The sequence below is a fragment of the Magnetococcus marinus MC-1 genome (assembly GCF_000014865.1).
In the GTDB taxonomy this organism is placed as follows: domain Bacteria; phylum Pseudomonadota; class Magnetococcia; order Magnetococcales; family Magnetococcaceae; genus Magnetococcus; species Magnetococcus marinus.
Map to the genome: position 1 here is coordinate 1,759,772 of NC_008576.1, position 26,947 is coordinate 1,786,718.

Consider the following 26,947-nt stretch of genomic DNA (forward strand, 5'->3'; position numbering starts at 1 on the left):
GGTGGGGGGCGTGTTGCGCTGGGCTCAACCGTGGTTCAGCGCGGCTAACTCCTGTAGGTAGTGCTGCCCCAGTTTGATATAGTTTTGGGTGGTGGCGGTGATCTCCTGAGCCTCTGTCGCCCGTATGGGACGTGCCAGTTTTGCCGGCGACCCCATCCATAGCTCACCGGTGGCAATCTGTTTGCCCGGCGTGACCATGGCCCCCGCTGCCACCATGGCACCGCTCTCAATCACCACCCCATCCATGACCGTGGCCCCCATGCCCACCATGCAGCCGCTTTTCAGGGTGCAGGCGTGCAGCGTGACCCGGTGGCCGATGGTAATATCATCCCCTAAAATGAGTGGCAAACCGGCGGGTTTGTCGGGCTTGCCACGGGTCACGTGCAAAACAGAGCCATCCTGAATATTGGTGCGGGCACCAATGCGAATGTGGTTGACATCACCACGGATCACAACCCCCGGCCAGATCGAGCTCTCAGGGCCGATCGCCACATCCCCAATAATCACCGCATCGGGATGCACAAAGGCGCTTGGGTCAACGCTGGGCCAGCGGCCCGCAAAGGGGTAAAGGGGCATCTCAAAGGCTCCTACTGCCAAAGGGCTTGGCGATTATACTCAAAGCGGGTGCGACCATCCACAACCGGATAGAGCTGACGCTTTTGCCAAAACGCATCCTGTTGCAAGGTATCATAGGCTTGCTGGGCTGCGCCTTCATCATAAAAAGGACCAACTCGCACCAAAAACCAATCCCCATCGGCGGTGGGGGTCACATAGGCGGGCAACCCCACCGCCATTAATGCTGCCCGACTGCTCTCTGCCTGGCTGGGGCTACGGTCAGATTCCACCTGAATCGCCCAGCGTCGCTTCACTTCCACAGCTGGGGTGCGGATTGGCGCGGTCTCTGGCTCAACGGTTTCCCCCGTGGCCGCCGTGCTTGGGGTACTGGGGCGTTTGCCTAAGCGTCGATTGGCCTCTTCTTCCAAAGATTGTGGGCGACCCTTATCCAGGCCATTGGGGGTAAACGCAGCCTGCTCCAGGTGGGCTTCTCCTATAAAGGGGGTGTCGCGCCAAGCAAAGCGGGTAATGGGGTGGGCCTGTTCACTTAAGAATAGCTGGATCCAATTTAACGCCTGTTGGGTGGTTTGTGGGGCCTGTTGCAGGTTGGCGGGCATATTGCCCACCCACACCGTTTTGCCACTGTCGGAGACTCTTAAAATCATGGTCAACAGCGTGCCATCATGATTAAGCAGGCTGGTAAGTCGATATTGGACCACTTGATCGTTTACCGTAAGAGGTTCCGCCGCGCGATGTTGCTCGATGGCCTGCTGCCACGAGGCTTGCCAGGGGAACATATCCTCCCCAGCGGGCTCTCTCTCTTGTAGCCATACCTGGACATGCGCCGGGCGTTGCAGGTTGGCCTCGTCTCGGGTGTACCAGTTCAGCACCACCCGGTTGGCGGGGGGGGCGATCTCCGGCTGCGCGGCAATGGGTGGCGTGGGGGTGGTGGAGCAGCCAGCCAACAACATGGCCAACAGAGCCCAAACGAACGTAAAACGGCGGCGGTTTGGTTGCATGATTACAATAACTCCTTGAGCCTATAAAGGGCTTCCAACGCCTCTTTGGGCGTCAATTCGTCGGGATCGACACGCTTGAGTTCCAATAAGGCTGGCGAGGGTGGGGCATCCTCAAAAAGCGTGAGCTGATAGGGCTGGGAGGCAGGGGCGTGGCCTTGCCCCATGGAATCTGGATGGTGCACGGCATGTTCCTCTAAATCCGCCAAGACCTCCCGCGCACGGCGGGTGACGGCACGGGGTAGTCCCGCCAACTGGGCGACATGAATACCATAACTACGATCCGCCGCTCCCCGCACAATGGTGTGCAAAAAGAGAATTTGATCTTTCCACTCCTTAACCTCCACCGTGAGATTAAACACCCCATCCAATTGCGACTCCAACTGAGTAAGCTCATGATAGTGGGTGGCAAATAGGGTTCTGGCTTGGCACTGGGTGTGGATGTGTTCCGCAACCGCCCAGGCGATGGAGAGCCCATCGTAGGTGGATGTGCCTCGGCCAATTTCATCCAATATCACCAAAGATCGCTCGCTGGCATGGTGTAAAATGTGGGCGGTTTCGGTCATCTCCACCATAAAGGTGGAGCGCCCCCCCGCCAGATCGTCCGACGCCCCAACACGGGTGAAGATGCGATCCACCCGCCCAATTTTAGCCGAACCCGCCGGTACACACGCCCCGGTGTGGGCCAGCAGGACAATGAGCGCAACCTGACGCATGAGGGTGGATTTACCCGCCATATTGGGACCGGTAATCAAGCCGGTACGCTGGCGGTTATCCAAGCGTATATCGTTGGCAACAAAAGGGGTGTCGGAAAACTGTTCAACCACCGGATGCCGGCCCTGGTTAATTTCAATCACCGCCCCCTCATGCAACAGCGGGCGACAATAGTTGCGCTCCTCGGCAATGTGCGCAAAATTGGCTAAGACATCCAGGGTGGCAATGGCACGGGCGCTGGCTTGCAGTGTTTCGGCTTGGCGAGCAACCTGTTCGGCCAGTGCTTCAAACAGAAGCTGCTCTCGCTCTAACATGCGCTCTTCGGCGGTAAGCAGCTGCTCTTCATACTCTTTAAGCTCTTCGGTGACATAACGAACACCATTGGTCATGGTCTGACGCTGGATATAGCGCGGGGGAACCTTGTCCAAATGGGTTTTTGTCACCTCCATGCTGTAACCGAAGCTGCGATGGTATTTGATTTTAAGCGAGGGGATGCCGGTTTTCTCCCGCTCTTCTACCTCCAGCTTGGTAAGATAGCTTTTGCCATCGCGGCTGAGGCTGCGCAGGGTGTCTAAGGTTTGATCAAACCCCAGACGAATGGTCTCTCCCTCTTTAAGGTTTAACGGTAGCTCATCGGCCAACTGCTGCTCAAGCTGCTTGGTAAGCGCCTCGTGGCCATTAAAATGGTCGGCCAAGATGCGTAGTAGGCTGGGTACCGCGAGGCTGTGCCCGTCAGCTGGGGTAAGGATGGCGTAGAGCTGGGGCAGACATTGCAGCGTTTGGCGGAGTCCTCCCAGATCCCGAGGGCTGGCCCGGCGTAGCGCAATACGGCTTAAAAAGCGTTCCAGATCGTGGACCATGCGCAGCCGTTCACGCAGATCCTGGTAAGCAACCAAATTTTCCCGCAACCAGGAGACGCTCTCTTGACGGGTGGCAATGGCGTCCAGAGATTGCAATGGACGGTTGATCCACTGCGCCAGCAGACGGCTACCCATGGGGGTAATACAGCGATCCATCACCCCAAGCAGGCTGCTTTTGCGGCTGCCATCCTTAAGGTTATAGTTAAGCTCTAGGTTACGACGGCAGGTTTCATCCAGCACCATGCCCTCTTGCTGATGCAGGCGGGACAAGCCAGTGATATGGGAAAGCGCCTCTTTTTGGGTTTCGCGGCAATAGTGGAGGAGGGCACCACACACCCCTAAACAGGGGGGACTATCTGCCACGCCAAAACTTTCTAAACTGGTGACCTGAAAATGTTCTAAAAGGACCCGGGCCCCCTCTTTGCCATCAAAAGACCAGGAACCTCGACGCGACAGACAGCGTTTCCACCCCTTGAGCCATGGCTCTGGCTCCCAGTTGTCGGGGATCAGCAGTTCGGCGGGCTCTAGGCGGGACAGCTCAGCGGCGACTTGATCTTCTCTTTCCAAGGTCAGAGCAAAAAACTCACCGGTGGAAAGATCCAGGGCAGCCAAAGCGTGGGGGTGACGCTTGGCTGCGGGGAGATAACTGACCAGATAGTTGTTTTCGCGGGGGCTAAGCAGGCTCTCTTCGGTTAGGGTGCCAGGGGTGACAGTGCGCACCACCTCGCGGCGTACCGGCCCTTTAGAGGCGCCCGGTGGCTCCATCTGCTCACAAATGGCAACTTTAAAACCGGCTTCAATCAGCTTGTTTAAATAGGTTTGGCGCGCATGGACAGGGATTCCTGCCATGGGGATAGGCTCTCCCTCTGACTTGCCGCGAGAGGTAAGCGCAATGTTCAATGCCTCAGCTGCTTGTTTGGCATCGTCAAAAAACAGCTCGTAAAAATCCCCCATACGAAAAAACAGCAAGGTCTCCGGATGGGCGGCCTTGATGCTCAGATACTGGGCGATCATGGGGGTCTGTTTGGGGCTGCTCATAGGCTAGACAAATCATATCTCAGAGTATAAGAGCTTAAAGAATTCATCATAGCCCATTTAACCAAATGCGCCTAGCCTACAGATCTGCCCGCGCTGTTTTTCTCCAAAAAAAAGGGCCCCAAAGGGGTGTAAAACACTCCTGTGAGGCCGCTTTGCTCGGCAGGTTCATGTGCCGGTGGTCTGTCTAGCGTGCAGGCGGTGCAGGTTACCCCTGGACCATGTTTGTCGAGGCCCGTAGGGATAAAAAAGCGTCGACTAACCCACCTAGTTGACCGTGTAGACCAAGCCGGGGGGGATGATCAACTCTTTACGGTCGGTGAGCTCCAAACAGGCGCACTCCTTAGGTAAACGTATCTCGGTGACACCGGTAAATTGTGCCATTTTACCGTCGGAAGTCTCGATCCACTCTGGAATGGGTACCTCTTTAAAGCGTCCAACCTGGGTACCCATACGGCGAATAAAATCGGGCGTTACGTGCCATATGGTGGATTGCTGCCCTTTTAGGCGGTCCATTTGCAACTGTGCCATAAGCTGGGCGCGTAGGTCTCGGGGTCTTCCCTCTTCTCCAACGCCTTGGTTGATGTTGCCATGCTCGGCGGTGGTGGGATCTTCACGATGCCAATTAAGATAGGGGGTGGCTTGTTCACGGTCATTGCGGGCATCTTCTTCATCCGCTCCCATACGGAAGGGATTGTTGCGATCTTCCTGCCCGTCCTTGGGGTTGAAGGGGTTGTTTTTGATCAACTTCCATCCCACCCAAAAAAGGAAGCCCATAAACGCAAGATGCAGAATAGCCCCCCCCTGCATATTTTGCAGCAGGGGAGAGATCATAAAGACGGCGGCTAAAATCATCAGTAGATGACTAAGTTTCATGGCGATTTAATCCATCTCGACGGGCGATATGCTCATCTGTGTTTCAAACGTTGATAAGGGCAGATGCCCTTCAAACTCAGTATACTCTATGATTGCCCTTGGCACCTAAGGGTTCCCTCGGTGCTTGGGGGATTTCCCCTCTAGGGCATAACAAAATAAGAAATTTGGGCCGCAACCCCAAACGTTGGGTCGCCCGCATAGGCAGGTGAAGCCATGCCAACTTTCTCCCGCAAACGTTGTCTGCCAGCACCCTTGCAAAGGTTTAAGGCCGACAGGCCGGGCACCGTTGCCCGCAAATAGAACCGTAAAAGTGTGCCCAACCTAGGGTTCCCGCACCAAACGAAAGCCTGTTACGTCAAACCATTGGTCAGGTGTCAGCCACTCGCGGTCGGCACAGCGAGACTGCTTAGCACCGGTTAGCCAAGCACCGCCGCGTAAAATGCGGAGTTCCGTATCACTGTTCTGACTCACCGGATTACGCTCGGGGGCATTGGCATAAAAGTTGGGGTCATACCAATCATTGACCCACTCATAAACATTACCTGACATATCAAACAACCCAAAACCATTGGGTGCCTTACGCCCCACAGGTTGGGTGCCGGTGAGCTTTTCCCCCGGGCGACTAACCCAAGCGACACTATGGGGTACACTGCTACCTGACCACTGCTCATCCTTGCCGCCGCTGCGACAGGCATACTCCCACTCGGTCTCCGAGGGAAGACGGAACTTCTCACCCGACAGTTGGCTAAGCCTTTCAATAAATTCACGGGTGTCAAACCAGGAGATATTGTTCACCGGGTTTTCATTGCTCACTTTTTGTTTGGATGGGTTGCTCATGCTGCCCATGACCAATTTCCATTGGGCCTGGGTTATCTCAAACTGGCCCAGCCAAAAGCCATCGACACAGGCCCGGTGAATCGGTTTTTCATCATCATCCCCTTGATTACTGCCCATATTAAAGCATCCACCAGGAATGCGAATAAAACGCATATTGGTGTTTTTCTCTGTCCAACTCTCCAGCGCCTTGGCAGGGGTCGTCACGGGCTCTGGCGCAGGGCGCGCAGGCTCTACCAGAACGTGTGGCTCTGGCGTGGGGGAGGATGGTGCGACACGTTGCGTGTTTACCGGTGCTGGCGAAAGCGCTTGCTTGGCAGGGGGGAGCGGCGACATCCCTTTGTGAACCACCTCTTTTTCACCAATGACGGTGTAGATGGATTTTGCCTTATCCAACATCAATCCACGGGTTACGGTGTTGGTGCTGGGGCTGGAGGCTAATTCTACCAAGCGATCCGCCACACCACGCAAACCATCTACCCCGTCTGGGTTGGTGGGATCCAACTGCAAAAGGCGCGCAAAATAGTATTGGGCATTACGCCGGGGTGGCATGGTCAAACGATCATTGACCAGCGCTTCTCGCCCATCATTAAGCAGGCGTCCAATCTCATCCAGCGGTTCCGCCATCAAAGCGGTTGATGTGGATAGCGGGGCGGCCTCTACCTGTGCGGCTGGGGTAGGCATGCCCTCTAAGGGAGCCTCTCCCGACAGTTCAGGGAGCTGTGCGATGCGTTGGTAAAAGGCCACAATGGCTGGATTGTTGGGGTCCAACTGGTGGGCATTACGTAAATGCTCCAAGGCCCGTTGGGGATTGGTCAATACCTCTGCTTCAGCCAATTTAAGCAGGCGCGCGGCAACCTTCTGAATGCCCTCCTGCGCGGCTGGATTTTGCGGTTCCAACTCCAATACTTGGCGGAAACGGAACAGGGCATTTCTACCCTGAGGGCGAGTTAGACGGTCCTCTGCCAACAGGCTTTCAGCCTCTTCAAGTAGTTTGGGTATCCATTGATGGGCTTTGTTTTTTTCCCCCACCGTAGCGCGGCTGGAGTCATGGCGATTTTGTGCGGATGGTTCAGGGTTAAGCGCCTGCTGCACCACTGCATTTTGCGGTAAAATGGCCGCAGCGCGGCGCAGATAGATCTCTGCTGTGTGCTGATCCGTGCTCTCTTTAGCCAATTTGACAAGATGCGCCACTATGCGCTCAAGTCCCTGTTTAGCAACAGGCTGTTGGGGATCGACTTGAAGAACTTGGCGGTAAAAATAGAGGGCGCTTAAAGGATACGGTACCGTCATGCGCTCTCTCTGCATGGCCGCTTCGGCACGGTTGAGCAAACTGGTTATGAAATCTTTATCTACCTTCAACGGGGCGCTGACCATCTCGCGATCTTGGCCCTCGCTTGGTGACGGTTCCTCTGCCTCGGCAAGGAGTGGCTGAGGTGTGACAGCGTCTGTCATGCTAGGCGCTTGCGCCACGGGGCTTTTTTTGAGGGGTTGGGGGGCTGGTAGCTGACCAGCCAAGGATGCCTCAGGTTCGGCCACTTCAACAGGCGTTGTGGTAGAAATTACCTCCGATGGCACCGGGGCTGCGGCCATGCGCGGGCGGGGCTGGCTATCTGAGGTACGCGGTTGCGTGAAACTGGATGGCGGGATGTTGGGGTGCGTATGCTCAATCCAACGGGCCAGTTGCTCCAGTGTGGCTGCGGACCGATTATCGATCCCTTGTTCTTGGCTAAGCAGGGTTAAGCGATCAGCAACCTGACGCAAGCCTTTAAGTGCCCGATTGTTTTCCGGGTCTGCCTCCAACACTTGGCGGTAACGGTATAGCGCATTTCGCTCAGCCGGACGGGTCAGCCGGTCTTCGGCCAGATTAAGGTCCGCATTGGAGAGGGTTTCGGCAATCCAACTGTGCCGGAACTGGTTGAGCATCTCTTGATAAGAGGGGGACAGACCCGCCCCCAGGGCACGAATAGAGCGATCTTCGGGGAACAGTGTCTGGGCGTAAAAGAGATAACGCGCCGCCCCGTCTGGATCCCCCTGGGCCATGTACGATTTGGCCATTTCAGCATAAGTGAGGGCACAGCCACGCAGAAGCTCCAGGGCTTCATGATGGTCGGATTGAAAAGCCAAAACACGACGCAATTTGTATAAGGCGTTGTTGCCCGTGGGGCTAGAAATGCGTTGATTGGCAAGATCAATCCTGGCCTCTTCTACCAAGGCGCTGATCTCCGCCGGCTGGAGATCCATGGAGGCGTGTAATTCGCCCCAGATGCCCAGCACCCCACCGAATAGGATCATCCACCGAAGTGATCGGTTGAGCCAGGAATTCCAAAACCCATTTCGTTGCATGCGTTTATTCCAGTAAAGAAAGGGGAAACCTTTCTAAAATTGCGTTAACCTTTTCGCGGCACTGTCAAAAAGGAGATCATTCACCGCTAAAATAAGCGATAGAGGCAGAGCGCTGTCAAGGGTACAACATAGCGGATATGCGGACAAAGTTGGGTACCATGCTGGCCACGGGGTAGGCCAACGTCTGCCCAAGCTGTTTGATACCAGAGCGCCACCCAATAAGGGGTGGCGACCATGGGAAAAGTCCACGATAAGTGTTGATCGCTGCCTGCTTAACCGATCAATCGCGGCGTGGGATGCAACATCTTACCCCGTTGCAAGTCACGTCCCTGCTCCGATATGGTAATCCGGTAAGAGGCTGATTCGGCTTGAGTCGTTTTGGCCAGTTGCTGCCCGGTCTCTTGACCTGAGGTGCGAATCCGCTCACTCTGCACTTCAGAAGAAGCCTGTTTGGAGGATGCGTGCAACTTTTGTTCGCCACGACTAACAGCGTTATCCAGAATTTGTCCTGCGCCTTGAACGCTCATGGTGACACCTTTACATTTTTCTAAGAGGGGAGCCGCTTATCGAAAATTTACGATGCAATGGCAGAAATTGCAACGGACATTTTCGAAAAATTGGGTTGTTCTACTGTGGTTCATCGGAATTGTTCAAAAAATAGATAAGGCTTTTTCGCTGGCGCTTGTTGAACCCTAACCAACAGATCTCTACTATATTGCATTATTGGCGCGAAGTGGTCAATGTAGAGAACCGATGAATGGGGCCTAAAAGAGGTATGTGCAGAGGGTCGTTGCGACCCGTCAAGGGTGGGAGTGGAAGAGATGATGGCAACAATCTGGGATCTCATTGTCATTGGTGCCGGTCCGGGGGGGTATCCTGCGGCCATTCGAGCAGCCCAGCTAGGCTTATCGGTATTGTGTATAGAAAAAAGCCCCCATCCCGGTGGTACCTGTCTTAATGCCGGTTGCATCCCCACCAAAGCGCTGTTGGCTTCGACCCATCTCTACACCCAAATACGTGACCAAGCGGATCTGCACGGTATTGAGATAACCACCATGCAGGTTAACCTAGCCCGCATGCAGGGCCGTAAAGAGCGGGTCGTCAGCCAGTTGCGCAGCGGTATTTTGGGGCTGTTTAAAAAATATGGTGTCACCTTGTTGCATGACGAGGCCATCGTGAGCGGCCCTGGGCAGATTACCCTCGCCGCCAGTGGTGAAACCCTACAGGCGAAAGCCATTCTCTTAGCGACCGGGGGTCAGCCGCGCCGCCCTGCCAGCATGCCGGTGGATGGTCAGGTGGTGATCACCTCGGAACAAGCCATCGCTTTGACCCGGGTGCCCGAACATCTTATTGTGATTGGTTCCGGGGCGGTGGGGTTGGAGTTGGCCTCGATCTGGGTGCGCTTAGGCGCCCAGGTATCGGTGATCGAGGCCCAGCCAGAAATTTTGCCCGGTTGGGATGCCACCGTGGCCCGTACCGCCAAGCGCAGTTTGCGCCAACAGGGGATCACCTTTTTAACCGATCATCGGGTTGAGACCGTGGTACGCAGTGGTAGCCGCGCTGCGGTGACCTGCCTTAACAGTAAGGGGGAGACCCTGATGCTGGACGGTGATCAGGTGTTGGTGGCAGTGGGGCGGCAGGCCCAACTTTGTGTGGCAGGCATTCAAAATTTGGAGTTACAACAGGACGAGCAAGGACGGCTGTGGGTCGATGCGCATTATGCCACCTCACTGGCGGGGCTCTATGCGGTGGGGGACCTGATTGCCGGACCGCAACTGGCCCACCGCGCCACCGCCGAAGGATTAAGGGTGGCCGATTATTTGGCGGGTCGGCCTCTATCGCCTATGGGACCCATACCCTCGGTGGTCTACACCGATCCTGAGTTGGCCATGGTGGGCTTGACGGAACAGCAGGCCAAGGTTGCCGGGTATGCGGTCAAATGTGGTCAATTTCCTTTTATGGCCAGTGGCCGCGCCCGTGCCCAAGAGCAGACCGAAGGCTTGATTAAATTGGTGATGGATCAAACAACCGGTCAGTTACTTGGGGCACATGTGGTGGGCGGCGCGGGTGCGGAACACCTACAGCTCGCCATGGCCGCCATGCTCACTCAGGATCGTGGCCAGTTGCTGGAGCGGTTGGTCATGCCCCACCCCTCATTTGGTGAAGCCCTGCATGAAGCGTGGCTGGTGGCGACCCAAAAGCCCATTCACATCTAAGCGGTGTTATGGGCATGCCGCCTAAGCATGGTTTGGGTGAAAGGACGATCCTGCAAGCGGGTTTTTGCTGTTCAAAGGTCGGCCCATTTTGTCGCTCTAGCGTGGGTGCGCGTAACCTTGGTAAACGGTGTTTAAGCAGGGCGTTAGGGTTCGGTCTTTAAAGGGTGGGCAGGGCGCCACCATGATGGAGGAAAAGGGTGTGCTTGAACAACCGATTCAATTAAATTTGGGCTGTGGTGAACGCAAGTTGGCCGGTTACATTAACGTGGATTTACATGGTTCACCCGATGTGCGCCATGATCTGGAAAAAACACCCTGGCCCTGGCCGGATAACAGCGTTACAGCGGTCACTCTATCCCACGTGTTGGAACATTTGGGGAGAGATTCCGAGCTGTTTTTTAATATTATCCGTGAGCTCTATCGGGTCTGCCGTCACCAAGCTCAAATTGTGATTCGGGTTCCCCACCCCTGGCATAAAGACTATTTAGGGGATCCAACCCATGTGCGTCCCATTTTGCCCGAAGGGCTGGCACTGTTTTCTAAAAAACAGATTAATGCGTGGCAGGCACAAGGGTATGGTAACACCCCCTTGGCGCATATCCTGGATGTGGATTTTGAAATCATTCGTGTGGTTAACTATTACAGCCCAGAGTGGGATGCAAAGCTGCGTTCAGGGGTCTTGAGCGCCCAGCAGGTGCAGCAGGCCTCAGAACAGTATGTGAACGTTATTAAAGAGATGGAAATTCTTTGGCAGGTGGTCAAAGAAGATCGGTGAGACTTGCTTGCGCCAAGGCGCGTGGCTCATGAAGAGAATAAAGCGTCTGCGAGGCCGAACAAGGCTTAGCCAGTACGAGCCGTGCCCATGGCGGTTCTAACAAGGCGATGGGCAAAGAGGCGACAGGCGTTGTTTAACCAAACGCCAAGGCTTGAACACTTTTCGCGCGTATGAGCAACGATCAAGCGCAGCCATGGTTTCGTGAATGGTATACCCTAAATTTCAGGAGCCTAACGGCATGACATCACAAACAAATTTGGCAAACCAGACCAGGGGTGTGTTGTTCTGTGCCTATGGTAAACATTATATGGGGGAGGTGCTGTTTGCCGCGCAGCGTATCCGCATGCTCTACCCTGAGTTGCCCATTGTTTTTATTACAGACCACCAACAACCCGGTTTTCGGGATTTTCCGCTGGCCGCGATGTTTGATGATGTGATCCATATGCCCTACGAGTCGCTAGAGAGTACCTGTTATGGCAAAGATCCCGCTTGTGTCTATAATATCTCTGGCTATCTATTTAAAATTCGTGGGGTAAACCGTTCGCCATTTGATCGAACCCTCTTTATGGACACCGATACCTATGTGGTGGATCCTTGTCTGGATTCGCTGTTCGGTGTCTTGGATAAAGTCGATCTGGCCATTGCCCACCAGGTTTTGCACTTCGTCAATGTATCGGCGGTGGCCCCCGTTATGGAGATGAATACCGGCATGATCGTCTATAGCCGGGGGGCCGTACCAATCATGGAGGATTGGGAACAGGGGTTTCGGGAACTAAAATATGGGCTTTATGGTAGTGTGGATCAAACCTACTTTCAGCTTAGTTATGCCAAATATCTGGGTAAAATCCATACCTTGATTCTCTCTCCCGAATATAATGTGCGCCCTGAAACCACTGTGGTTAACCCCATACGGATCCTGCATGATCGCAGCTATCATGAGCGGTTGCCTGTGCAACACTATCCCCATTTTATTAATACGGTGTATGCCTTGCTCAGCCGTGGGGCGGCGACTGCCTCCTTTAAGGAGATGGGGATGGATGCCCTTAACCGCTATAACGCCTATCTGGCACAGCAGGCCCAACAAGGGTAATGTGGTCTACCCCTGAGCCCGTGGGGTGGTCAAGGGCTGTTGTTTTCGTGCTGTTTGGGCATGAATGAGCCCTTACTGGGCGGCTTGGCTGCCCAAGGCGCGGGGATGACCCCTTGAAAGGGAGGCGTCGCCAAATGGCGAGGCACAACCAACGAGGGCATATGGGTGCCCGCGTTGGTTTGGGCCTCTCAAGAGTTGGGTTTAATACTCCTCTTCCTGTTCGTGGAGCAGCATCTCCCGCAGTTTGCGCACCAACACCGAAAGGGGGAGTAGATCGTGCTTGCTCTGGGCCTTTAACTCGCTAAAGAGCGCCATATACTCTTTATTTGCCCCGCTTACCTCATTGATATAACTCTGAAAGGCATCCCCAACCGACTCATTTTGGCGTTTAAAAGAGATAATCTTTTTGACCAAGCGGGTACGGGTTTCCCACAGTTCTTTGCGCACATTCTCCAGGTTCATGCGGCCCCAAATATCCCGGTGGCGAATCTGCTGAAGATTTTCTTCAATCCATGAAATGCCAAAGAAATCATCCACCCGGATGTAGAGGTGCCCAACCGGTTCAAAGGGCACATGCAGGGCCTCTTTGATGTGCAAAATGGTCATGGCATCCTTCATGTAGGGGAGCAGAACCGTGTCTGTCGCCAAAGACTCGGGCAGCCCCATCTTGACCAACTGTTTGCGGCGTTTGATCAATTCATTGACCTGCTCCCCTGCGAGCAGTTCGGGTAGGGAGTCCCACAAGCGTCCCTGAAAAGCCCCAATCACTTTGCCATACAGGTTGATGACATCCACCGTAATACGGTCGCTGGACAGGTGGGTTAACATCCATGCGGCCAGATGCAGCAACACCCCCTCCATATCGGCTAAAACCTGGTACTTAACCGATGCCGATAATCTGCCGCCCAACCCGTGTACTTGGGCACGAAAGGCAGGTGCATCCACCATGTTTTCAGCAATCACATAGGCTTTGAACAAAATAGGCAGAGGCGGCACATCCAACCGACTGCGACGCACCTTGTTATAGGTGGCGAGCAGCGGCCCCACCCCGGTTTGGTTCACCACCCGATTGGTGACGCTGGTAGCGATCACCTCCCGCTTCAAAAAGTGCTTGGTGAGCTCTTGGGCATAATCCCTAGCCACCAGATCCGGGAAATAGTCCACCAGATAGCGCTCAAAGAAAAACAGATCCACCACATCACTTTTGAGCAGCTCACGATAGGCAAAAAGCTTGGTATAACCCAGCATAATGGCCAATAAAGGGCGTGGCATGGGGTGGTTCTCCAAATACTCCACCAGCTGCTCGCGTTGGGGCACATCCTCTTCGTCGGCGTCCAGCCCGGCGACCTCCTCCAAAATATCCAGCCCTTCAAGATAGATCTCGGGGCTTTGCCCGCTCAGCAGCTCATCGCGGCTCATGGCCATATGCTGCAAATGGTTGTCTTCAAGCACCTTCTCAGCCACCTGCTCGGTCAAGTGGGCCAACAGCTCATTACGCGCCTGACGGGAGGGCAGTTCACCAATCTGCTCTAGGTGGGCAAACAAAATTTTCAGGTTAACTTCATGGTCACTCAGGTCAACACCACCGGAGTTATCCACCGCATCGGTGTTGATGCGCCCCTTATTCATGGCAAACTCTAAACGACCCTTTTGGGTAACGCCCAGGTTGCCCCCCTCGCCGATGATGCGGCAACGCATCTGGTGGGCATCTACCCGTACCGAATCGTTGGCTTTGTCCGAGACATCAAGGTGGGTCTCATAGCGGGATTTAACATAGGTACCAATGCCGCCATTGTAGATAAGATCAACTTTGGCGAGCAGCAGTTTTTGGATCACCTGTTCCCCGGAGAGGGTCTCGGATTTGGTGTCCAGCAGGTTACGCAGGGTATCATTGAGGGGAATGGCCTTGGCCGAGCGGTTAAAAATCCCCCCACCTGTGGAGATGAGCGCCCCATTGTAGTCGTTCCAACCGGAGCGCCCCAGGTTAAACAGCCGTTGCCGCTCCTCAAAACTGCTGGCCGGGTCAGGATCGGGATCCAGAAAGATGTGCAGGTGGTTAAAGGCCCCGACCATCTTGATCTGGCGGCTGGCCAGCAGGCCATTGCCAAACACATCTCCGCTCATATCGCCGATGCCCACCACGGTAAAGGGTTGGCTGTCGATATCGTGACCCAATTCAGCAAAGTGTTGACGAATGCAGGTCCATGCGCCACGGGCTGTGATGCCCACTTTCTTATGGTCATACCCATAAGAACCACCAGAGGCAAAGGCATCCCCCAACCAAAAATGATACTCCTGCTCGGCCACACCGTTGGCAATATCCGAAAAAGTAGCGGTACCTTTATCGGCGGCGACCACCAGATAGGGGTCGGCCTCATCATAACGCACCACCTGCTCCGGGTAGACCAGCTCACCCTCGACACGGTTGTCGGTAATATCCAGCAAACCCCGGATCAAGGTTTTGTACTGGTTTTCTACCCACTCCTTACGCTGGTTGGCGGGGATATCGGCAATGCGGGGCACAATAAAACCGCCCTTGGCACCGATGGGCACAATGATGCTGTTTTTGACCATCTGAGTCTTCATCAAACCCAAAATCTCGGTACGGAAATCCTCTAACCGATCCGAGAATCGCAGTCCACCCCGAGCAACCCGTCCGCCCCGTAGATGGACCCCCTCCATATGCGGGCTGAGCACAAAAATCTCGCGCCAGGGGCGGGGTGAGGGCATTTGATCGATGGCGCTGCAATCCACCTTAAAGCTGATGCCATGGCAGCCCCGTTGCTGATAAAAATTGGTACGTAGGGCGCTGGTCACAACATTGGTCAAGGCGCGGATAACCTGGTCATCCTGTAGGTTGGCAACCCCTTGCAAGCCCTCTTCAAGGCCATCTAAAATCTCTTTGATACGCTTTTTACGGCCACGCTCCCCAACGGGATCAAAACGGGCGATAAAGAGGTTAAGAATGCGCTTGGTCAGGGGGTGATGCTCCAGCAGTACCCGGTTGAGCTTTTTGGTGGAGAGCTCCGGGCGGATCTGCAATAAATATTGGCGCAGGGCCTCCATCAACATCACTTCTTTGGGGTGAAAGCCCTGGATAAGTACCAACTTGTTGAGTTTATCATCAAGAATGGCATCTTCTTGCACCGCATTCAGTGCCTCACAAAAGAGCTCTGCCCGGTTAAGCAAGGCACTAATCTGGGCGCTGCTACCCCCCACCTCAAATCGTTGGATGGTCAATGGTTTGTTGGCTTCCAGCATGACCTCGGTAGAGAACTCATGCAGACAGCTAATGCCAAAATTGTCAAAAGTTTGTACAATCTTGGTGAGCATGGCCGGTTTGTGGGCATAGAGCTTGATATAGACTTGACCCTTGGGATAGTGGGCAATGCGGCTGGTAAAGGAGCTCCCCTCCACCAATTTTTCCAACATTTCAATATCCAGCACTGCCTGATCGGCGGGGGTGGCTTCCTTGTAGAGAATGTTAAAGGTCGAGCTGTAGCGGGTACAGAGCTGAAAAGCGAGGCGTGGGGCATATTTGGTTAAGAGCTCCTCCCGCAGATGGTCCTCCCAGGTCATGACAAGGCGGCGCACCTGGGCCTCTATGGCGGTGCGGTTAAAGCCAAAGGGTTTGTCTGGCTCATGGTTGGCGTAACAGACCACGGTATGGACCGTACCATTATCGGTGCTGTTGATCGAAGAGATGGGAAAATCTAGCTGCTTGGAGTAGAGCTCGGCAATCTGTGTTTGTAGCCGTGGGTGGTAACGGCTGCGGGCCAGGGTGGTGAGTACCGCGACATAGTTGCCATAGTGGCCCAAGCGGGCCAATACGCGCACATCATTATCCCCCTCCATTAGCAAAATCTCTTTGATCTGCTCGGTAATGACCGGACTGTTGGAGTAGAGCAGCTCCCGTAAGGGCATGCGGTCATACAGGCTGCGGAATTCATGGTGGAGATAGCTGCCTTCGGTAAAGCCAGACAGTTGAAGGGTTTTCTCAAGGCGTCGGGATAAAATAGGCACATTAGAAGCACGGCTTGCCAAACCGGTACGGGAGAAACGCCCCAAGATTAAGGTTAATACAAGCGTGGCTTGGTTCGGGTTTGCAGGGCGCAGCAGCACCACAAAATCCACCCCTTCAGCGGCGTAGATGATGGAGCGGCCATGTTCACAATACTCAATGGCCAGTTTGGGGTGGGGATCCTGTCCATGCCGTTTGACCAACAGATTTAAAATCTTTTCAATCTCCTGACGCATGCCGGGCATGATGCGATCCAATAGCGCGGTGGAGTCGTGGCCGCGCAGGACCCCAAACGAAGGCACCGCTTGATCCACAACCAGCTGCTCACCGCTGGCGATGATGGAACGGGTGCCCATAAAGACAAAGTTTTCATCGGCCATCCAGCGGAAAAAACTGGCCTCTTCGGTGAGTTTTTCGCCATCTAGCAGCAGCGCTTGGGCAAGCACCTGTTGCTGCATGGCTGCAAAATCATCCACCGAGCGTTTGACCGAGGTTAAAACCGCCTGAAGTTCGTCACGAATCTGCTCCAGGTGTTTGTCATCCACCGTCTCGCTGAGGATGAGAATGACCATCTCCCGCAGGTAGCCTTTGGTATCGGTCTGGGCCAGGGCCACGGGTTCACCGGTGCGGCTACGTTTAACATGTACCGTGGTATGGGCTTGGGCATAGATGGTCAGCTTGCTCTGTTTGAGGTAGTTGCGGACCGTATCCAACATAAAGGGGGTGTCGTGCAGGTGAATATAGATGCGCGTGCCCTCTTGGATGCAGGTGACCTCCTCAATGCTACAGGTATCGTGCTGCTGGTGGCTGACGTGCAGCTTAACAGCGTCGGATTTGGCCAATAGATGGGCTTGAAACAGCCCAAATAGATGGGCCATGGCGGTCACATCGCACCAAGCGGCCCGGTTGAGCGCATGGCTGACCAGTAGCTCGTTGAGTACCTGGACCAAAAAGGTTTTGGCTAAAGGGTGATCCTCTTTGGCCAGCAGCGGCAGCACGGAGGCCTCGACCCAGGATTCGGGATTAAAACCGGAAGATTTGCCTTCAGACATCGGGTTGCGCCTCCGTCACCTACAAGGTGGATTGGTACGATATTTCCTGGGCTATAGGGGTTCTATACACGCAAGCGAGGGTGTCATCCCTTCATGTGATAGAGCCTGCCAATAGGCCAATGGAATAAATTTGTGTTTGGATAGACAATTGAGCTCTATCATAGCGGGGCGGGTTTGAGAAGATAAAAAAAGGGGAGCGCTCTGCGCTCCCCTTTTTTTATCTTCGCCACTATTTGGTGTGGTTGGCTAAAATCGCGGCCATTTGGTCTTTAATCAGCAACTTCTCTTTTTTCATCTTTTCCAAGGTGAAATCATCAATGGGGCCTGTGCTCAGCTCCGAGACTTTTTCGTCCAGTTCATAATGTCTGTCGTGCAAGACTTTAAACTCGCTGTTGGTGGTGATCAACTCGTTTACCGCCTGCAACTGATCTTCAAACATGGGAACCTCCCGGTTGGCAGAGTGTTAGCGACCCACCCGGTGCCGAGGGGGTCGAAACGAAAAAATGCGTATGTTTAGCAGTGCGATGCACAAACGTATGGTGCGGCACCCCAAAACCCTATGCATAGGGTTTGATTTAACAAATAACCCGCCATGCATGCAAGCCCGTGTTGTGTTTGGGTAGACAGGTGACCCCCATAGCAACAATGCGTAGGCTGATGAAAAACCAGTAGGTCGGATGGTCCTATCTGGGCCTGTGCCGTGGGCGATGCCACGCAAAAAGCGCCCCTCGCGACTTTACCCCCGCGACCGTATAGGGCGGTGGGATGGCGGTGGGGTCTTGTTATCTTGCTGTCCATAATGACACTTATAGATGATACCGGGGCGGCGTGAGCCCATCAAGAGATTTTCCCCATAGATGGAGAATAATTACGGTGGGTAGGTGGGTATAAAAGGCATGCTTGGGGGGAATCTGTGCCATGAGGCCCGACAGAATAGAGGGTTATGACGATTATTCGGAGAAGTCAATAAGAGGGTATTCATGAGCGTGTGACACTTGGTTGGAATGGGCAGTAAAAACATCGCTATGGGGATGTTGTAAACCTTTTATCCTAAAATTAGGATAAGCTGATACATTGCATCAAGCTTATGAAAATTATAGAATGATACGGGTCGACTGGGCAAAGATATGGGCGTTGTTCTGGTGGCCCAATAAACAAGGTTGGTGTCTCCCGACCGGTCAAGCCTTGGCCAGCCACACGGCTTAACTCAGGCTGGGAAAACAGCTCGCTGTTCAATGGGGATTAATGGAGAGGGTATATGTCGTCGGTGCGTTCGAGCAAAGATTTCAGTTACCAAAGACTTATGGAGCATCCTCTATTATTTGAAACGCTACTGGGTTGCTCGGTGGAGGTGATGCAGAAGGAGGTTGAAGCGCTGCGCCCTGCGTGGAACCGCAGCATGAAAAATAAAAAGGTCACCGGTCGGCCCCATGCGCTGCCCGATCTGGAGAACCATCTGTTGGCGCTCATGCTCTACTATCGGGCCAGAGTGACCTACTATTTGATCGGCAACTGGCTTGGGGTGAACGAAACCACCGCCTTACGCCGCATTAAATGGATTGAACCGCTGGTCAAACAAAGGGGTAAGTTGATTCGCTATCGTTGCCTTAGCCGCGAACAAGTGCAAGCCATTATTGATGAAATGCGCGGCCAAGCGGGTGAGCCAGCTACGCCAACAGCAGAGCCGTCTCACCATGAGCGGCTTTGAACGCGGGGCTAATCCCCCTCATTCAGACGCTTGGCGCGACGAGGCAGGCTCCAATTGGCTAGTCGCATAACCTGCCAGACCGTCAAGCGTGCCAAAAGAGATGCCCCCCCTTGCAGCTGTTACTCTTGAGCAAATAAGCCACAGCTTTGTTGTTCGCTGTCGTAGCGTATGACCACCTCACCGCGCCGCAACTGCTGCATAACCTGGGCGACCTTGTGGGTCAGTTCAACCTCTTGCTCCCCATATTCGGTACCCTCTAGGGTGACATAGGCTTCAATAATGCCCTGAAGCGCCTCCGGGCTAAGCTGTTGATAGGGGATCTCCATAGCGTGGCGTTAGCCTCCTTGTTTTAACTTGGCAAAAGCGGCTGCCATGGCGTTATCGGGGGGCGCCTGCGGTGGGGCAGTGGGGCGTTTAGTGGGAGCGCCGCCCTTGTGTGGGGTGGCGCTCTGGGCCGTGGCTTGGCTGGCCTCCGCGCCGGGTTGATCCTCTAACCGCATGCTTAGGGCGATGCGCCGTCGATTAAGGTCAATCTCCATCACCTTGACCTGCACCACCGCCCCGGCGCGGGTCACTTGGTGGGGATCTTTGACAAATTGGTTGGACATGGCCGAGATATGCACCAAACCATCCTGATGCACACCAATATCCACAAAGGCCCCAAAATTGGTGACGTTACTCACCACCCCTTCCAGCACCATGCCCGGTTGAAGATCCTTAATATCCTCCACCCCCTCTTGGAAGGTGGCGGTTTTAAAACTAGGGCGGGGGTCGCGCCCCGGCTTTTCCAACTCTTTGAGAATATCCCGAATGGTGGGTTCCCCAAATTGAGTATCCACAAAATCCTTGGGGGTTAACTGCTTGAGCACCTCTGGATGGCCCATGAGCTGGGGCAGGGTGGTGCGGGTCTGCCGTACAATGCGCTCCACCAAAGGGTAGGCCTCGGGGTGTACCGCCGAGCCATCCAAGGGGGTGTCGCCATTTTGGATGCGTAAAAAGCCTGCGGCCAGCTCAAAGGTTTTGGCCCCAAAACGGGGCACCTTGTTAAGTCCTTTACGGTTGGCAAAAGGGCCGTTTTTATCACGAAAGGCCACAATGTTTTGGGCCAGCGTGCTGTTGAGCCCCGAAACCCGCTGGAGCAAGGGGATCGAGGCGGTATTGACATCCACCCCCACACTGTTCACCGCATCTTCCACCACTCCATCCAGGGCTTGATCCAACTGTTTGGGATCCACATCATGCTGATATTGTCCCACGCCAATGGATTTGGGATCAATCTTAACCAACTCCGCCAAGGGATCTTGCAAGCGCCGCGCAATCGAGACCGCACCACGTAAGGAGACATCCATCTCCGGGAGCTCCTGGGAGGCATAGGCCGAGGCCGAATAGACCGAGGCCCCCGCTTCGCTCACCACCACCGCCGTGACTTTTAAATCGGGGTGGCGTCGGTTTAACTCCGCCACCAGTCGGTCGGTCTCGCGGGAGGCGGTGCCATTACCAATGGCAATCAGTGGCACTTTGTACTTTTTAATGAGCAGGCTAAGGGCCTTAATAGACCCCTCCCAGTCATTGCGGGGTTGGTGGGGGTAGATCGTGGCGGTGGTCTGTACCTGACCAGTGGCATCCACCACCGCCACTTTAACCCCGGTGCGCAGACCCGGATCCAACCCCATAACCGGCACCATACCCGCCGGTGCCGAGAGCAGCAAATCCTTGAGATTGGCCGCAAAAACCCGTACCGCCTCTGCCTGAGCCAGCTCCGTCAGGCGTTTCAGCAGGTCGCTATCCAGGCTGGGTTTCAGGCGTTTTTTCCACGCTTCCACCCCACAGCTCTGCCGCCAAAGGTCCGCCGGACGGTTATGATTTTCCAGCTTAAAATGGCGGCAGATCAATAAAGCACCAAAGGGCATGGCCCCCTTTTGCGCCTGGGCATCCTGACGATGGCTTAGACTTAGGCGTAATATGCCCGCCTCTTTGCCCCGTAGCAGGGCCAAAATGCGGTGCGAAGGAAGCCGGTTAACCGGTTGTTCAAACTCAAAATAGTCCGCAAATTTCTCCCCCTCTAGCTCCTTGCCCTTTACCACTTTGGCGTGCAGCAGCCCACTCTCCCATAGACTTTCGCGGGCTTGTCCAACCAGGGAGGCCTCTTCGGTGAATTGCTCAATCAAAATTTGTTGGGCACCCTCCAGAGCAGCCTCTACATCGGTAATGCCCTGTTCAGGGTTAAGGTAGTTGGCCGCCAACCGGGCAGGGTGGTGCTCGGGCTGCTTGAACAGTGTTTCGGCCAGCGGTGCTAAGCCTGCTTCACGGGCAATCTGTGCTTTGGTGCGGCGCTTGGGGCGATAGGGTAGATAGAGATCTTCCAGCACGGTTTTGCTCTCGGCCTCTTGAATGGCGCGCTCCAACTGCGGGGTAAGCTTCTCCTGCTCCTGGATCGACTTTAAGACCACCTCGCGGCGGGCTTCAAGCTCTCGGAGCTGGGTGAGCAGGCCCAACAGATCCCGCAAGTGGATATCACTCAAGCCACCCGTTACCTCTTTGCGGTAGCGGGCAATAAAGGGCACCGTGGCCCCCTCATCCAGTAGGTTGATGGCCGCTACAACCTGATTTTCACGAACATCGAGGCTTAAGGCAATACGTTGAGCAATGCTTTTCATGGTCATCCTAAACGGGAGCAAAAGGGGCGATGCGCTATGATAGACCATTCCCACGGCATGGGCTATGGGTCGCTAGTGGGATGCTTTGATCCAATGGTCCCAAGGTTGCCCGTCAATAAAGAGCATCTTAACCTGGGCACGGCCATGGGGGTGAATGCGTAGGGTAATCTCCCCCCGCTGGGTGCGCACCGCCTGCTCTAGGTCAGGGGCCATCTCCTGGGGGATGTAAAATTTCTCAACCCCAGCGATGAGTTGCCCCCGTTCACAGAGACCCGTTAGCCAGACACCGCACTGGTTGGGGGTAGGTTGCTGAAAGCTAAAGCCCGGGGGATCCAGGCAGACAAACCCCTGCACAGCTGCTGCCGGTTTGGGCGCGGTTAGGGGGGGCGCACCACGGCGCGGTTGAGCTTGGCCGGGAGGGGATTGACACAGATTTTTGACCGGATAGCGAATGCGGTAGGTCAAATAGTGCCCAGCAAGCAGATCGCGGGGGTCAAAACCCTCAATGGGTAGGGTGACAACAGGGCTTTGGGAGAAGTAGGCCCCTTGTTGCAACACCATGCCAATGAGCACTAAAATCGGTAGGGCAAGGGCGATGCCCACTCTAAAATTTAAAATTTTCACCCTTCAAGCCCCCCAATCCAGCGTTTCAGAGGGGCGGCCAAGCGGTGCCATGCGCCGATTAACCCCAGCAGCAACAGGCCACCTAGGATTAACCCCACCCCGGTCTGGGCCAGCCCCCCAAAAGCCACAAAATAGACCAGCAGCAGGCGTACGCCAATAAGCCATAAGAGCAGGTTAAACAGGGTGCGCCACGACTCATGCAAGCCGGCATAAAGGGCCGCCGTGCTGCCCAGTAGCAGGGTGCAGATCGCCCCCATGGGTTCCCAGGGTAGCCAAACCAAGCAGAGGGGGTAGAGCAGCAGGTATCCCACGCCCAGGATCAGCAGCAAGCTTTTGCGCAAGCCGCTGAGCGGCTGGTAGAACAACAGCAGCAACAGCGCGGGCAGCAGAGTCACACCACCGTAGATAAGGGGTGGAGCGGCCTGGAAGGTGGGGCGTTCCCCCATGGTGGCGAGTAGATCCACCCAGATAACCCCTGTGATCCAGCTTAACAGCAACCAAAAATGCAGGGCTGCGGTCATGCCGGGCCAGCGCTGACGCAAGAGTAGGATAAACAGGCTGGTAACAGCGGGGAGCAGTAGCATGCTCAGTAGCAGTTGCTGCTCAAAATTCCAATGCATAAAGGGGGCAACGGAGCTGAGCAGTTTAACCAAGCCCGCACCGCCGGTTAGGGTAAGCCACAGCCAGGGTAATAGGCTTCTTTGCGAGAGCAGGGTCACACCAAGGGTCAGGCCACCCCACAGCAGCAGGGCCTCATCTAATGACCCATCACTGTGAAAAATTTGCGCAATTAAACCAATGCTGGCCATGCAGAGCAGGGCAAACAGCAACAGCAGCACCTCGTAGAGCAAACCGCCGCGCAGGCGCTGCGCAAAAACCCCCAGAGCCAACCCTAGCAGCAGCAAGAGATCGACAGCGAGTTTAATGCCATCGGCAATCTGCCACCAGTTGGCAGCGACGATGGAGAGGGTGCCAATGCCCACCGCCAGCGCCCCGAGCCCCATAAACCCTTGCAAGATAGGGCTGCTATGGGTTTGACCATGCGCCTCTTCAAAAAGGCTAATCGCGTGTGCTTGTTGGGGTTGCAATAACCCTTGGCTGACCCAAAGGTGCAGTTGTTTTTCCAGCTTGGTCATGCCAAAAATGCTCCCAACCGTGGGTTGCCAATGTCCAGCAAGGGGCTAACGACGACCGCATCGCCTGCACCATGGCGCTTAGGCGTGGCGTTGACGCTTTAACCAGCCAAACAGTGCGGTGCGTTTAAATTGGTGGTAGAGGGGTAGCCGCTCTAAGCCACGGAACAGGCTAGAGTTGGTGAGCAGATGGTTAAAGTCAAAACGGTAGATCCATTCAGCCAACTGTAGATCCCACAGGGCACGGTACCAGCCCAACCGAAAGCGCAGGCGAAACAGCAAGATCAACCCCAGCAACAGCAAACGGCGCAGGCCGGTAATCTGGGGGTCCAGCTTTTCAAAAGCGAGTTGGCGTAAGCGAAAGGCGTTCTGCACCAAAAAGCGATCTTGATCCCTTAACCAGGGTTGCGGCGCGTCTTTGTCATACTCTCCAGCAGAGATGCCCCGCTTGACATCATAGCGCTCAACCCACCCCTCAAAGTTAACGGGTAGGGCAAATTGGGGATTTTCATGCACGATTTCATCGAACAGTTCCCCACCGGGATAGATGCGGTAGGCATAGGGGCCTTTGGCCTGAATGTTCTCTCCCTGTCGGCTCATCCAGGCAATAAGATCTAGGGTGGCGTAATAATCTTTACGCTGTTCGGTGGGCAGGCCAATCATAAAGCCAGCTAACAGCTTGACCTTGGGATGTTTGGCGATAATTTCAGTGGTGCGCCGTACATTTTCCACCTTAATGCCCTTTTTAATATCCTTGAGGATCTCATCAGAGCCCGACTCGGCCCCAATGCGCAAAAAGCGGCAGCCGCACTGCTCCATGCGGGACATGAGGGCTTCGTCCACAAAGGTATCGCGAAAGTCGGTGGCCCGGACGCTGGCAATCCATTCAAAGTTACAGTTGCGGGAGGTATAAAGATCCAAAAATTCTAAGACACGCCCCTTGCTGTGAAAAAACAGCTCATCGCGAAAAAAAATGCGGCGTGTTTGGTAACGTTCAATAATTCTTTGAATCTCATCGAGAATATCTTTGGCTGAGCGTCCTTTCCACTTCTGCCCCGATACCACGTTGTAGCAAAAGGTACACTTAAAGGAGCAACCCCGCCCAGAGAGCACCTGCACCTCCTGCCCATAGGTGGCTTTAACCTTGGGGTCCAGCAGCTCATAATCAATATCGTAAAAACCCACATACTCCGTTGGGTTGCAGCGGTAGTGGTCCTGCTCGTCAATCCAGGCGAGCCCCGGGATTTGAGCCGGGTCAATGCGCCCTGCATGGCGCAGTGCCTCAATCAGCCGTTGGGCGGTGATCTCCCCTTCATTGGGCACCACATAATCAATGTGTTTATAGCGCACCGTACTTTCGGGGCAGAGTGCCGCGTGGGGGCCGCCCACCACCACCGTGCAGTGGGGGGCCAGGGTCTTAATGCGGTCGGTGGCCCTTTTAATAAAGGGGGCATCTAGGGACATGCTGGCCAGGCCAATCAGATTGAGCCCCCCGTGAAGATGCTGCTCGATCTGTTGTAGGGTCGCCTCAATACCATGGATGGAGGCGTCAATAATCTGCACATCATAGCCCGCCTGCTTTAGGTAGCTGCCCACACTGAGCACCCCCCAGGGAAAGATGCCCTCATGACCGCCGCCATGCTTGGGATTAACCAGCAGCATATCCATATCCGACTCCACGCATCATCGCACTGTGGGCGTTCATATAAACCGCCTCAGTGGGTTGTCCTGTTAAAAAACGTCCCTCACCCTTTGTCCCCGCTCTGCCGTAAAAGGTTGCCTCTAGGGGCAAGCTTGGGCGCAGGGCAGGGGATCGAAGGCCATCATGCGGCGGCCCCGGCCCGTGTCATCTCCAGGGCCGCCCTGAGCAGCTCCTGGGTATAGGGGTGCTCAGGGTGGTTAAACAGGCGTTCGGTGGGCCCCCGTTCCACACACACCCCGTGGTGCATTACCATCACCTCGTGGGCCAACATTCTTACCACCCGCAGATCGTGGGAGATAAAGAGATAGGCCAACTGATACTGTTGTTGCAAGCGCTGGAGCAGCGCCAATATTTGCGCCTGTACAGAAAGATCCAGGGCGCTGGTGGGTTCATCCAAAATCAGCACTTTGGGCTTGAGTACCATGGCCCTGGCAATGGCGATGCGTTGCCGTTGCCCCCCAGAAAATTGATGGGGATAGCGCGACATGACGGCGGCCTCTAAACCCACCTCCTGCAACGCCTCTTGGGCCTGTTGTAGGTGGGTCTGCTTGCTTAATTGGGGGGCGTGCAGGGCCAGCCCCTCCACCAGCGTTTCGCCAATGGTCATGCGCGGGGAGAGCGAGGCGTAGGGGTCCTGAAACACCACCTGCACCTGGCGACGGAAAGGGCCAAGCTGGTTATCCTTAAGGGGGTGCTGAGCAAAGATAAGCTCACCTTGGCCACGGTTAAGGCGCAACAGGGTCTCCCCCAAAGTGGTCTTGCCACTGCCTGACTCCCCAACCACGCCGATGGTCTCTCCGGGACGCAAGGCCAAATCAATGCCATCCACCGCCTTAACGTAGCCGACGGTGCGTTTAAACAGCCCCTTTTTGATGGGAAAATGGCACTGCACCCGGTTGGCGGTGTAAAGCGGGGCTATGCGGGGCTGGGGTAGGCATGGGGCCGCCTGATTGGGTAGGCTATCAATGAGCATGCGGGTGTAAGGGTGCTGAGGGTTCGCAAACAGGGGGGCGGTGGGGCCGCTCTCCACCACCTGCCCATGGCGCATCACATAAATGCGCTGGGCCATGCGTTCTACCATCGGCAGATCGTGGGAGATCATCAAGAGCGCCATGCCCAGATCTCGTTGCAGTTGTCGCAATAGATCCAGAATTTGGGCTTGAATGGTGACATCCAGGGCGGTGGTCGGTTCGTCGGCCACCAACAATTTTGGGTCACACATAAGCGCCATAGCGATCATCACCCGCTGGCGCTGCCCGCCAGAGAGCTGGTGGGGGTAGCCCGCCATGATACGCCTGGGTTCGGGCAGGCCGCACAGCTCCAGCAACGCCAGGGCGCGGCTTAGTTGCGCCTTGGCGGTAGGTCTGCCATGAATGCGCAAGGGCTCGGTGAGCTGTGCCTCAACCGTCTGGACCGGATTAAGGGAGGTCATGGGCTCCTGAAACACCATACCGATGTCGCGGCCCCGAATGGTGCGCAGTTGCGACTCGCCCCAGTGGGTTAGATCTTGGTTATCAAAGCGAATATGCTCAACGTGGCGGCGTGCCCCTGGGGGCAATAGACCCAAGGCGGAGAGGGCGGAGAGGGTTTTGCCACTGCCCGATTCCCCCACCAGCGCCACCACCTCACTACGGTGGCAATAAAAATCCACCCCCTTGACCGCCGTGGTGCCATGGTTGGGAAAATCAATCTGCAAACCTTTGACTTCCAGCAGTGGTGTTGGCGTAGCCATG

The 26,947-nt window shown here is 55.1% G+C and carries 18 protein-coding genes; 4 read left to right on the plus strand and 14 right to left on the minus strand.

Annotated features, from left to right (window positions below; all coding sequences use genetic code 11):
• Positions 1 to 24: 24 nt before the first annotated feature.
• The 6 genes from MMC1_RS07385 to MMC1_RS07415 form a co-directional block, all read right to left on the minus strand.
• On the minus strand, positions 25 to 576 hold the full coding sequence (locus tag MMC1_RS07385) for a gamma carbonic anhydrase family protein (protein WP_011713109.1): 552 nt from the start codon (positions 574 to 576) through the stop codon (positions 25 to 27).
• Between the two features lie 11 nt (positions 577 to 587).
• Entirely contained in the window at positions 588 to 1,574 is a 987-nt protein-coding gene (locus MMC1_RS07390) for an SPOR domain-containing protein (RefSeq protein ID WP_011713110.1), read from the minus strand.
• Positions 1,575 to 1,576: 2 nt separating this feature from the next.
• On the minus strand, positions 1,577 to 4,183 hold the full coding sequence (mutS, locus tag MMC1_RS07395; RefSeq protein ID WP_011713111.1) for a DNA mismatch repair protein MutS: 2,607 nt from the start codon (positions 4,181 to 4,183) through the stop codon (positions 1,577 to 1,579).
• A 264-nt stretch (positions 4,184 to 4,447) separates the two neighbouring features.
• Entirely contained in the window at positions 4,448 to 5,056 is a 609-nt protein-coding gene (locus MMC1_RS07400) for a hypothetical protein (protein WP_011713112.1), read from the minus strand.
• 321 nt (positions 5,057 to 5,377) lie between these two features.
• The gene (locus MMC1_RS19815; protein WP_011713113.1) at positions 5,378 to 8,236 is read right to left on the minus strand and encodes an SUMF1/EgtB/PvdO family nonheme iron enzyme; all 2,859 of its coding nucleotides are present in this window, start codon (positions 8,234 to 8,236) and stop codon (positions 5,378 to 5,380) included.
• 272 nt (positions 8,237 to 8,508) lie between these two features.
• A complete protein-coding gene (locus MMC1_RS07415; RefSeq protein WP_011713114.1) occupies positions 8,509 to 8,763 on the minus strand; it encodes a hypothetical protein in 255 nt (84 codons plus the stop codon).
• Between the two features lie 294 nt (positions 8,764 to 9,057).
• Here MMC1_RS07415 and lpdA point away from each other — a divergent pair, with 294 nt between their 5' ends.
• From lpdA to MMC1_RS07430, 3 genes are all read left to right on the plus strand, one after another.
• Positions 9,058 to 10,452: a dihydrolipoyl dehydrogenase gene (gene lpdA, locus MMC1_RS07420; RefSeq protein ID WP_011713115.1), complete on the plus strand. Its 1,395-nt coding sequence runs from the start codon at positions 9,058 to 9,060 to the stop codon at positions 10,450 to 10,452.
• A 181-nt stretch (positions 10,453 to 10,633) separates the two neighbouring features.
• Positions 10,634 to 11,227 (plus strand): class I SAM-dependent methyltransferase, encoded by a 594-nt coding sequence (locus MMC1_RS07425; protein WP_011713116.1) that lies wholly within the window; start codon positions 10,634 to 10,636, stop codon positions 11,225 to 11,227.
• A gap of 238 nt (positions 11,228 to 11,465) precedes the next feature.
• Positions 11,466 to 12,317: a response regulator gene (locus tag MMC1_RS07430; protein WP_011713117.1), complete on the plus strand. Its 852-nt coding sequence runs from the start codon at positions 11,466 to 11,468 to the stop codon at positions 12,315 to 12,317.
• Between the two features lie 201 nt (positions 12,318 to 12,518).
• Here MMC1_RS07430 and MMC1_RS07435 read toward each other — a convergent pair whose 3' ends face one another.
• Together MMC1_RS07435 and MMC1_RS07440 are read right to left on the minus strand one after the other, a co-directional pair.
• Entirely contained in the window at positions 12,519 to 17,390 is a 4,872-nt protein-coding gene (locus MMC1_RS07435; protein WP_011713118.1) for an NAD-glutamate dehydrogenase, read from the minus strand.
• Between the two features lie 229 nt (positions 17,391 to 17,619).
• Complete coding sequence (locus MMC1_RS07440) at positions 17,620 to 17,829, minus strand: HP1242/YdcH family protein (protein WP_011713119.1); 210 nt, start codon at positions 17,827 to 17,829, stop codon at positions 17,620 to 17,622.
• Between the two features lie 819 nt (positions 17,830 to 18,648).
• Between MMC1_RS07440 and MMC1_RS07445 the strand changes: the two genes are divergently transcribed.
• On the plus strand, positions 18,649 to 19,098 hold the full coding sequence (locus MMC1_RS07445; protein WP_011713120.1) for a helix-turn-helix domain-containing protein: 450 nt from the start codon (positions 18,649 to 18,651) through the stop codon (positions 19,096 to 19,098).
• A gap of 119 nt (positions 19,099 to 19,217) precedes the next feature.
• On the opposite strand, the gene MMC1_RS07450 is transcribed toward MMC1_RS07445, so the two are convergent.
• From MMC1_RS07450 to MMC1_RS07475, 6 genes are all read right to left on the minus strand, one after another.
• On the minus strand, positions 19,218 to 19,424 hold the full coding sequence (locus tag MMC1_RS07450; RefSeq protein ID WP_011713121.1) for a YheU family protein: 207 nt from the start codon (positions 19,422 to 19,424) through the stop codon (positions 19,218 to 19,220).
• A gap of 9 nt (positions 19,425 to 19,433) precedes the next feature.
• Entirely contained in the window at positions 19,434 to 21,755 is a 2,322-nt protein-coding gene (locus MMC1_RS07455; protein WP_011713122.1) for a Tex family protein, read from the minus strand.
• 72 nt (positions 21,756 to 21,827) lie between these two features.
• The gene (locus MMC1_RS07460) at positions 21,828 to 22,379 is read right to left on the minus strand and encodes a GDYXXLXY domain-containing protein (RefSeq protein ID WP_011713123.1); all 552 of its coding nucleotides are present in this window, start codon (positions 22,377 to 22,379) and stop codon (positions 21,828 to 21,830) included.
• Complete coding sequence (locus MMC1_RS07465) at positions 22,376 to 23,515, minus strand: DUF2157 domain-containing protein (protein WP_011713124.1); 1,140 nt, start codon at positions 23,513 to 23,515, stop codon at positions 22,376 to 22,378. Before MMC1_RS07465 ends, MMC1_RS07460 begins: the two co-directional genes overlap by 4 nt.
• Before the next feature lie 78 nt (positions 23,516 to 23,593).
• A complete protein-coding gene (locus tag MMC1_RS07470; RefSeq protein ID WP_011713125.1) occupies positions 23,594 to 25,180 on the minus strand; it encodes a B12-binding domain-containing radical SAM protein in 1,587 nt (528 codons plus the stop codon).
• 155 nt (positions 25,181 to 25,335) lie between these two features.
• Positions 25,336 to 26,946 (minus strand): ABC transporter ATP-binding protein, encoded by a 1,611-nt coding sequence (locus MMC1_RS07475; RefSeq protein WP_011713126.1) that lies wholly within the window; start codon positions 26,944 to 26,946, stop codon positions 25,336 to 25,338.
• Position 26,947: the final 1 nt, after the last annotated feature.

Excerpts from the sequence above, each read along its gene's own strand:
- MMC1_RS07390 (WP_011713110.1), bottom strand. The coding sequence starts at position 1,574 with ATGCAACCAAACCGCCGCCGTTTTACGTTCGTTTGGGCTCTGTTGGCC.
- MMC1_RS07445 (WP_011713120.1), top strand. The coding sequence starts at position 18,649 with ATGTCGTCGGTGCGTTCGAGCAAAGATTTCAGTTACCAAAGACTTATG.
- lpdA (WP_011713115.1), top strand. The coding sequence starts at position 9,058 with ATGATGGCAACAATCTGGGATCTCATTGTCATTGGTGCCGGTCCGGGG.
- MMC1_RS07385 (WP_011713109.1), bottom strand. The coding sequence starts at position 576 with ATGCCCCTTTACCCCTTTGCGGGCCGCTGGCCCAGCGTTGACCCAAGC.
- MMC1_RS07415 (WP_011713114.1), bottom strand. The coding sequence starts at position 8,763 with ATGAGCGTTCAAGGCGCAGGACAAATTCTGGATAACGCTGTTAGTCGT.
- MMC1_RS19815 (WP_011713113.1), bottom strand. The coding sequence starts at position 8,236 with ATGCAACGAAATGGGTTTTGGAATTCCTGGCTCAACCGATCACTTCGG.
- MMC1_RS07475 (WP_011713126.1), bottom strand. The coding sequence starts at position 26,946 with ATGGCTACGCCAACACCACTGCTGGAAGTCAAAGGTTTGCAGATTGAT.
- MMC1_RS07430 (WP_011713117.1), top strand. The coding sequence starts at position 11,466 with ATGACATCACAAACAAATTTGGCAAACCAGACCAGGGGTGTGTTGTTC.
- MMC1_RS07435 (WP_011713118.1), bottom strand. The coding sequence starts at position 17,390 with ATGTCTGAAGGCAAATCTTCCGGTTTTAATCCCGAATCCTGGGTCGAG.
- mutS (WP_011713111.1), bottom strand. The coding sequence starts at position 4,183 with ATGAGCAGCCCCAAACAGACCCCCATGATCGCCCAGTATCTGAGCATC.
- MMC1_RS07400 (WP_011713112.1), bottom strand. The coding sequence starts at position 5,056 with ATGAAACTTAGTCATCTACTGATGATTTTAGCCGCCGTCTTTATGATC.
- MMC1_RS07450 (WP_011713121.1), bottom strand. The coding sequence starts at position 19,424 with ATGGAGATCCCCTATCAACAGCTTAGCCCGGAGGCGCTTCAGGGCATT.
- MMC1_RS07470 (WP_011713125.1), bottom strand. The coding sequence starts at position 25,180 with ATGGATATGCTGCTGGTTAATCCCAAGCATGGCGGCGGTCATGAGGGC.
- MMC1_RS07425 (WP_011713116.1), top strand. The coding sequence starts at position 10,634 with ATGATGGAGGAAAAGGGTGTGCTTGAACAACCGATTCAATTAAATTTG.
- MMC1_RS07465 (WP_011713124.1), bottom strand. The coding sequence starts at position 23,515 with ATGACCAAGCTGGAAAAACAACTGCACCTTTGGGTCAGCCAAGGGTTA.
- MMC1_RS07440 (WP_011713119.1), bottom strand. The coding sequence starts at position 17,829 with ATGTTTGAAGATCAGTTGCAGGCGGTAAACGAGTTGATCACCACCAAC.
- MMC1_RS07455 (WP_011713122.1), bottom strand. The coding sequence starts at position 21,755 with ATGAAAAGCATTGCTCAACGTATTGCCTTAAGCCTCGATGTTCGTGAA.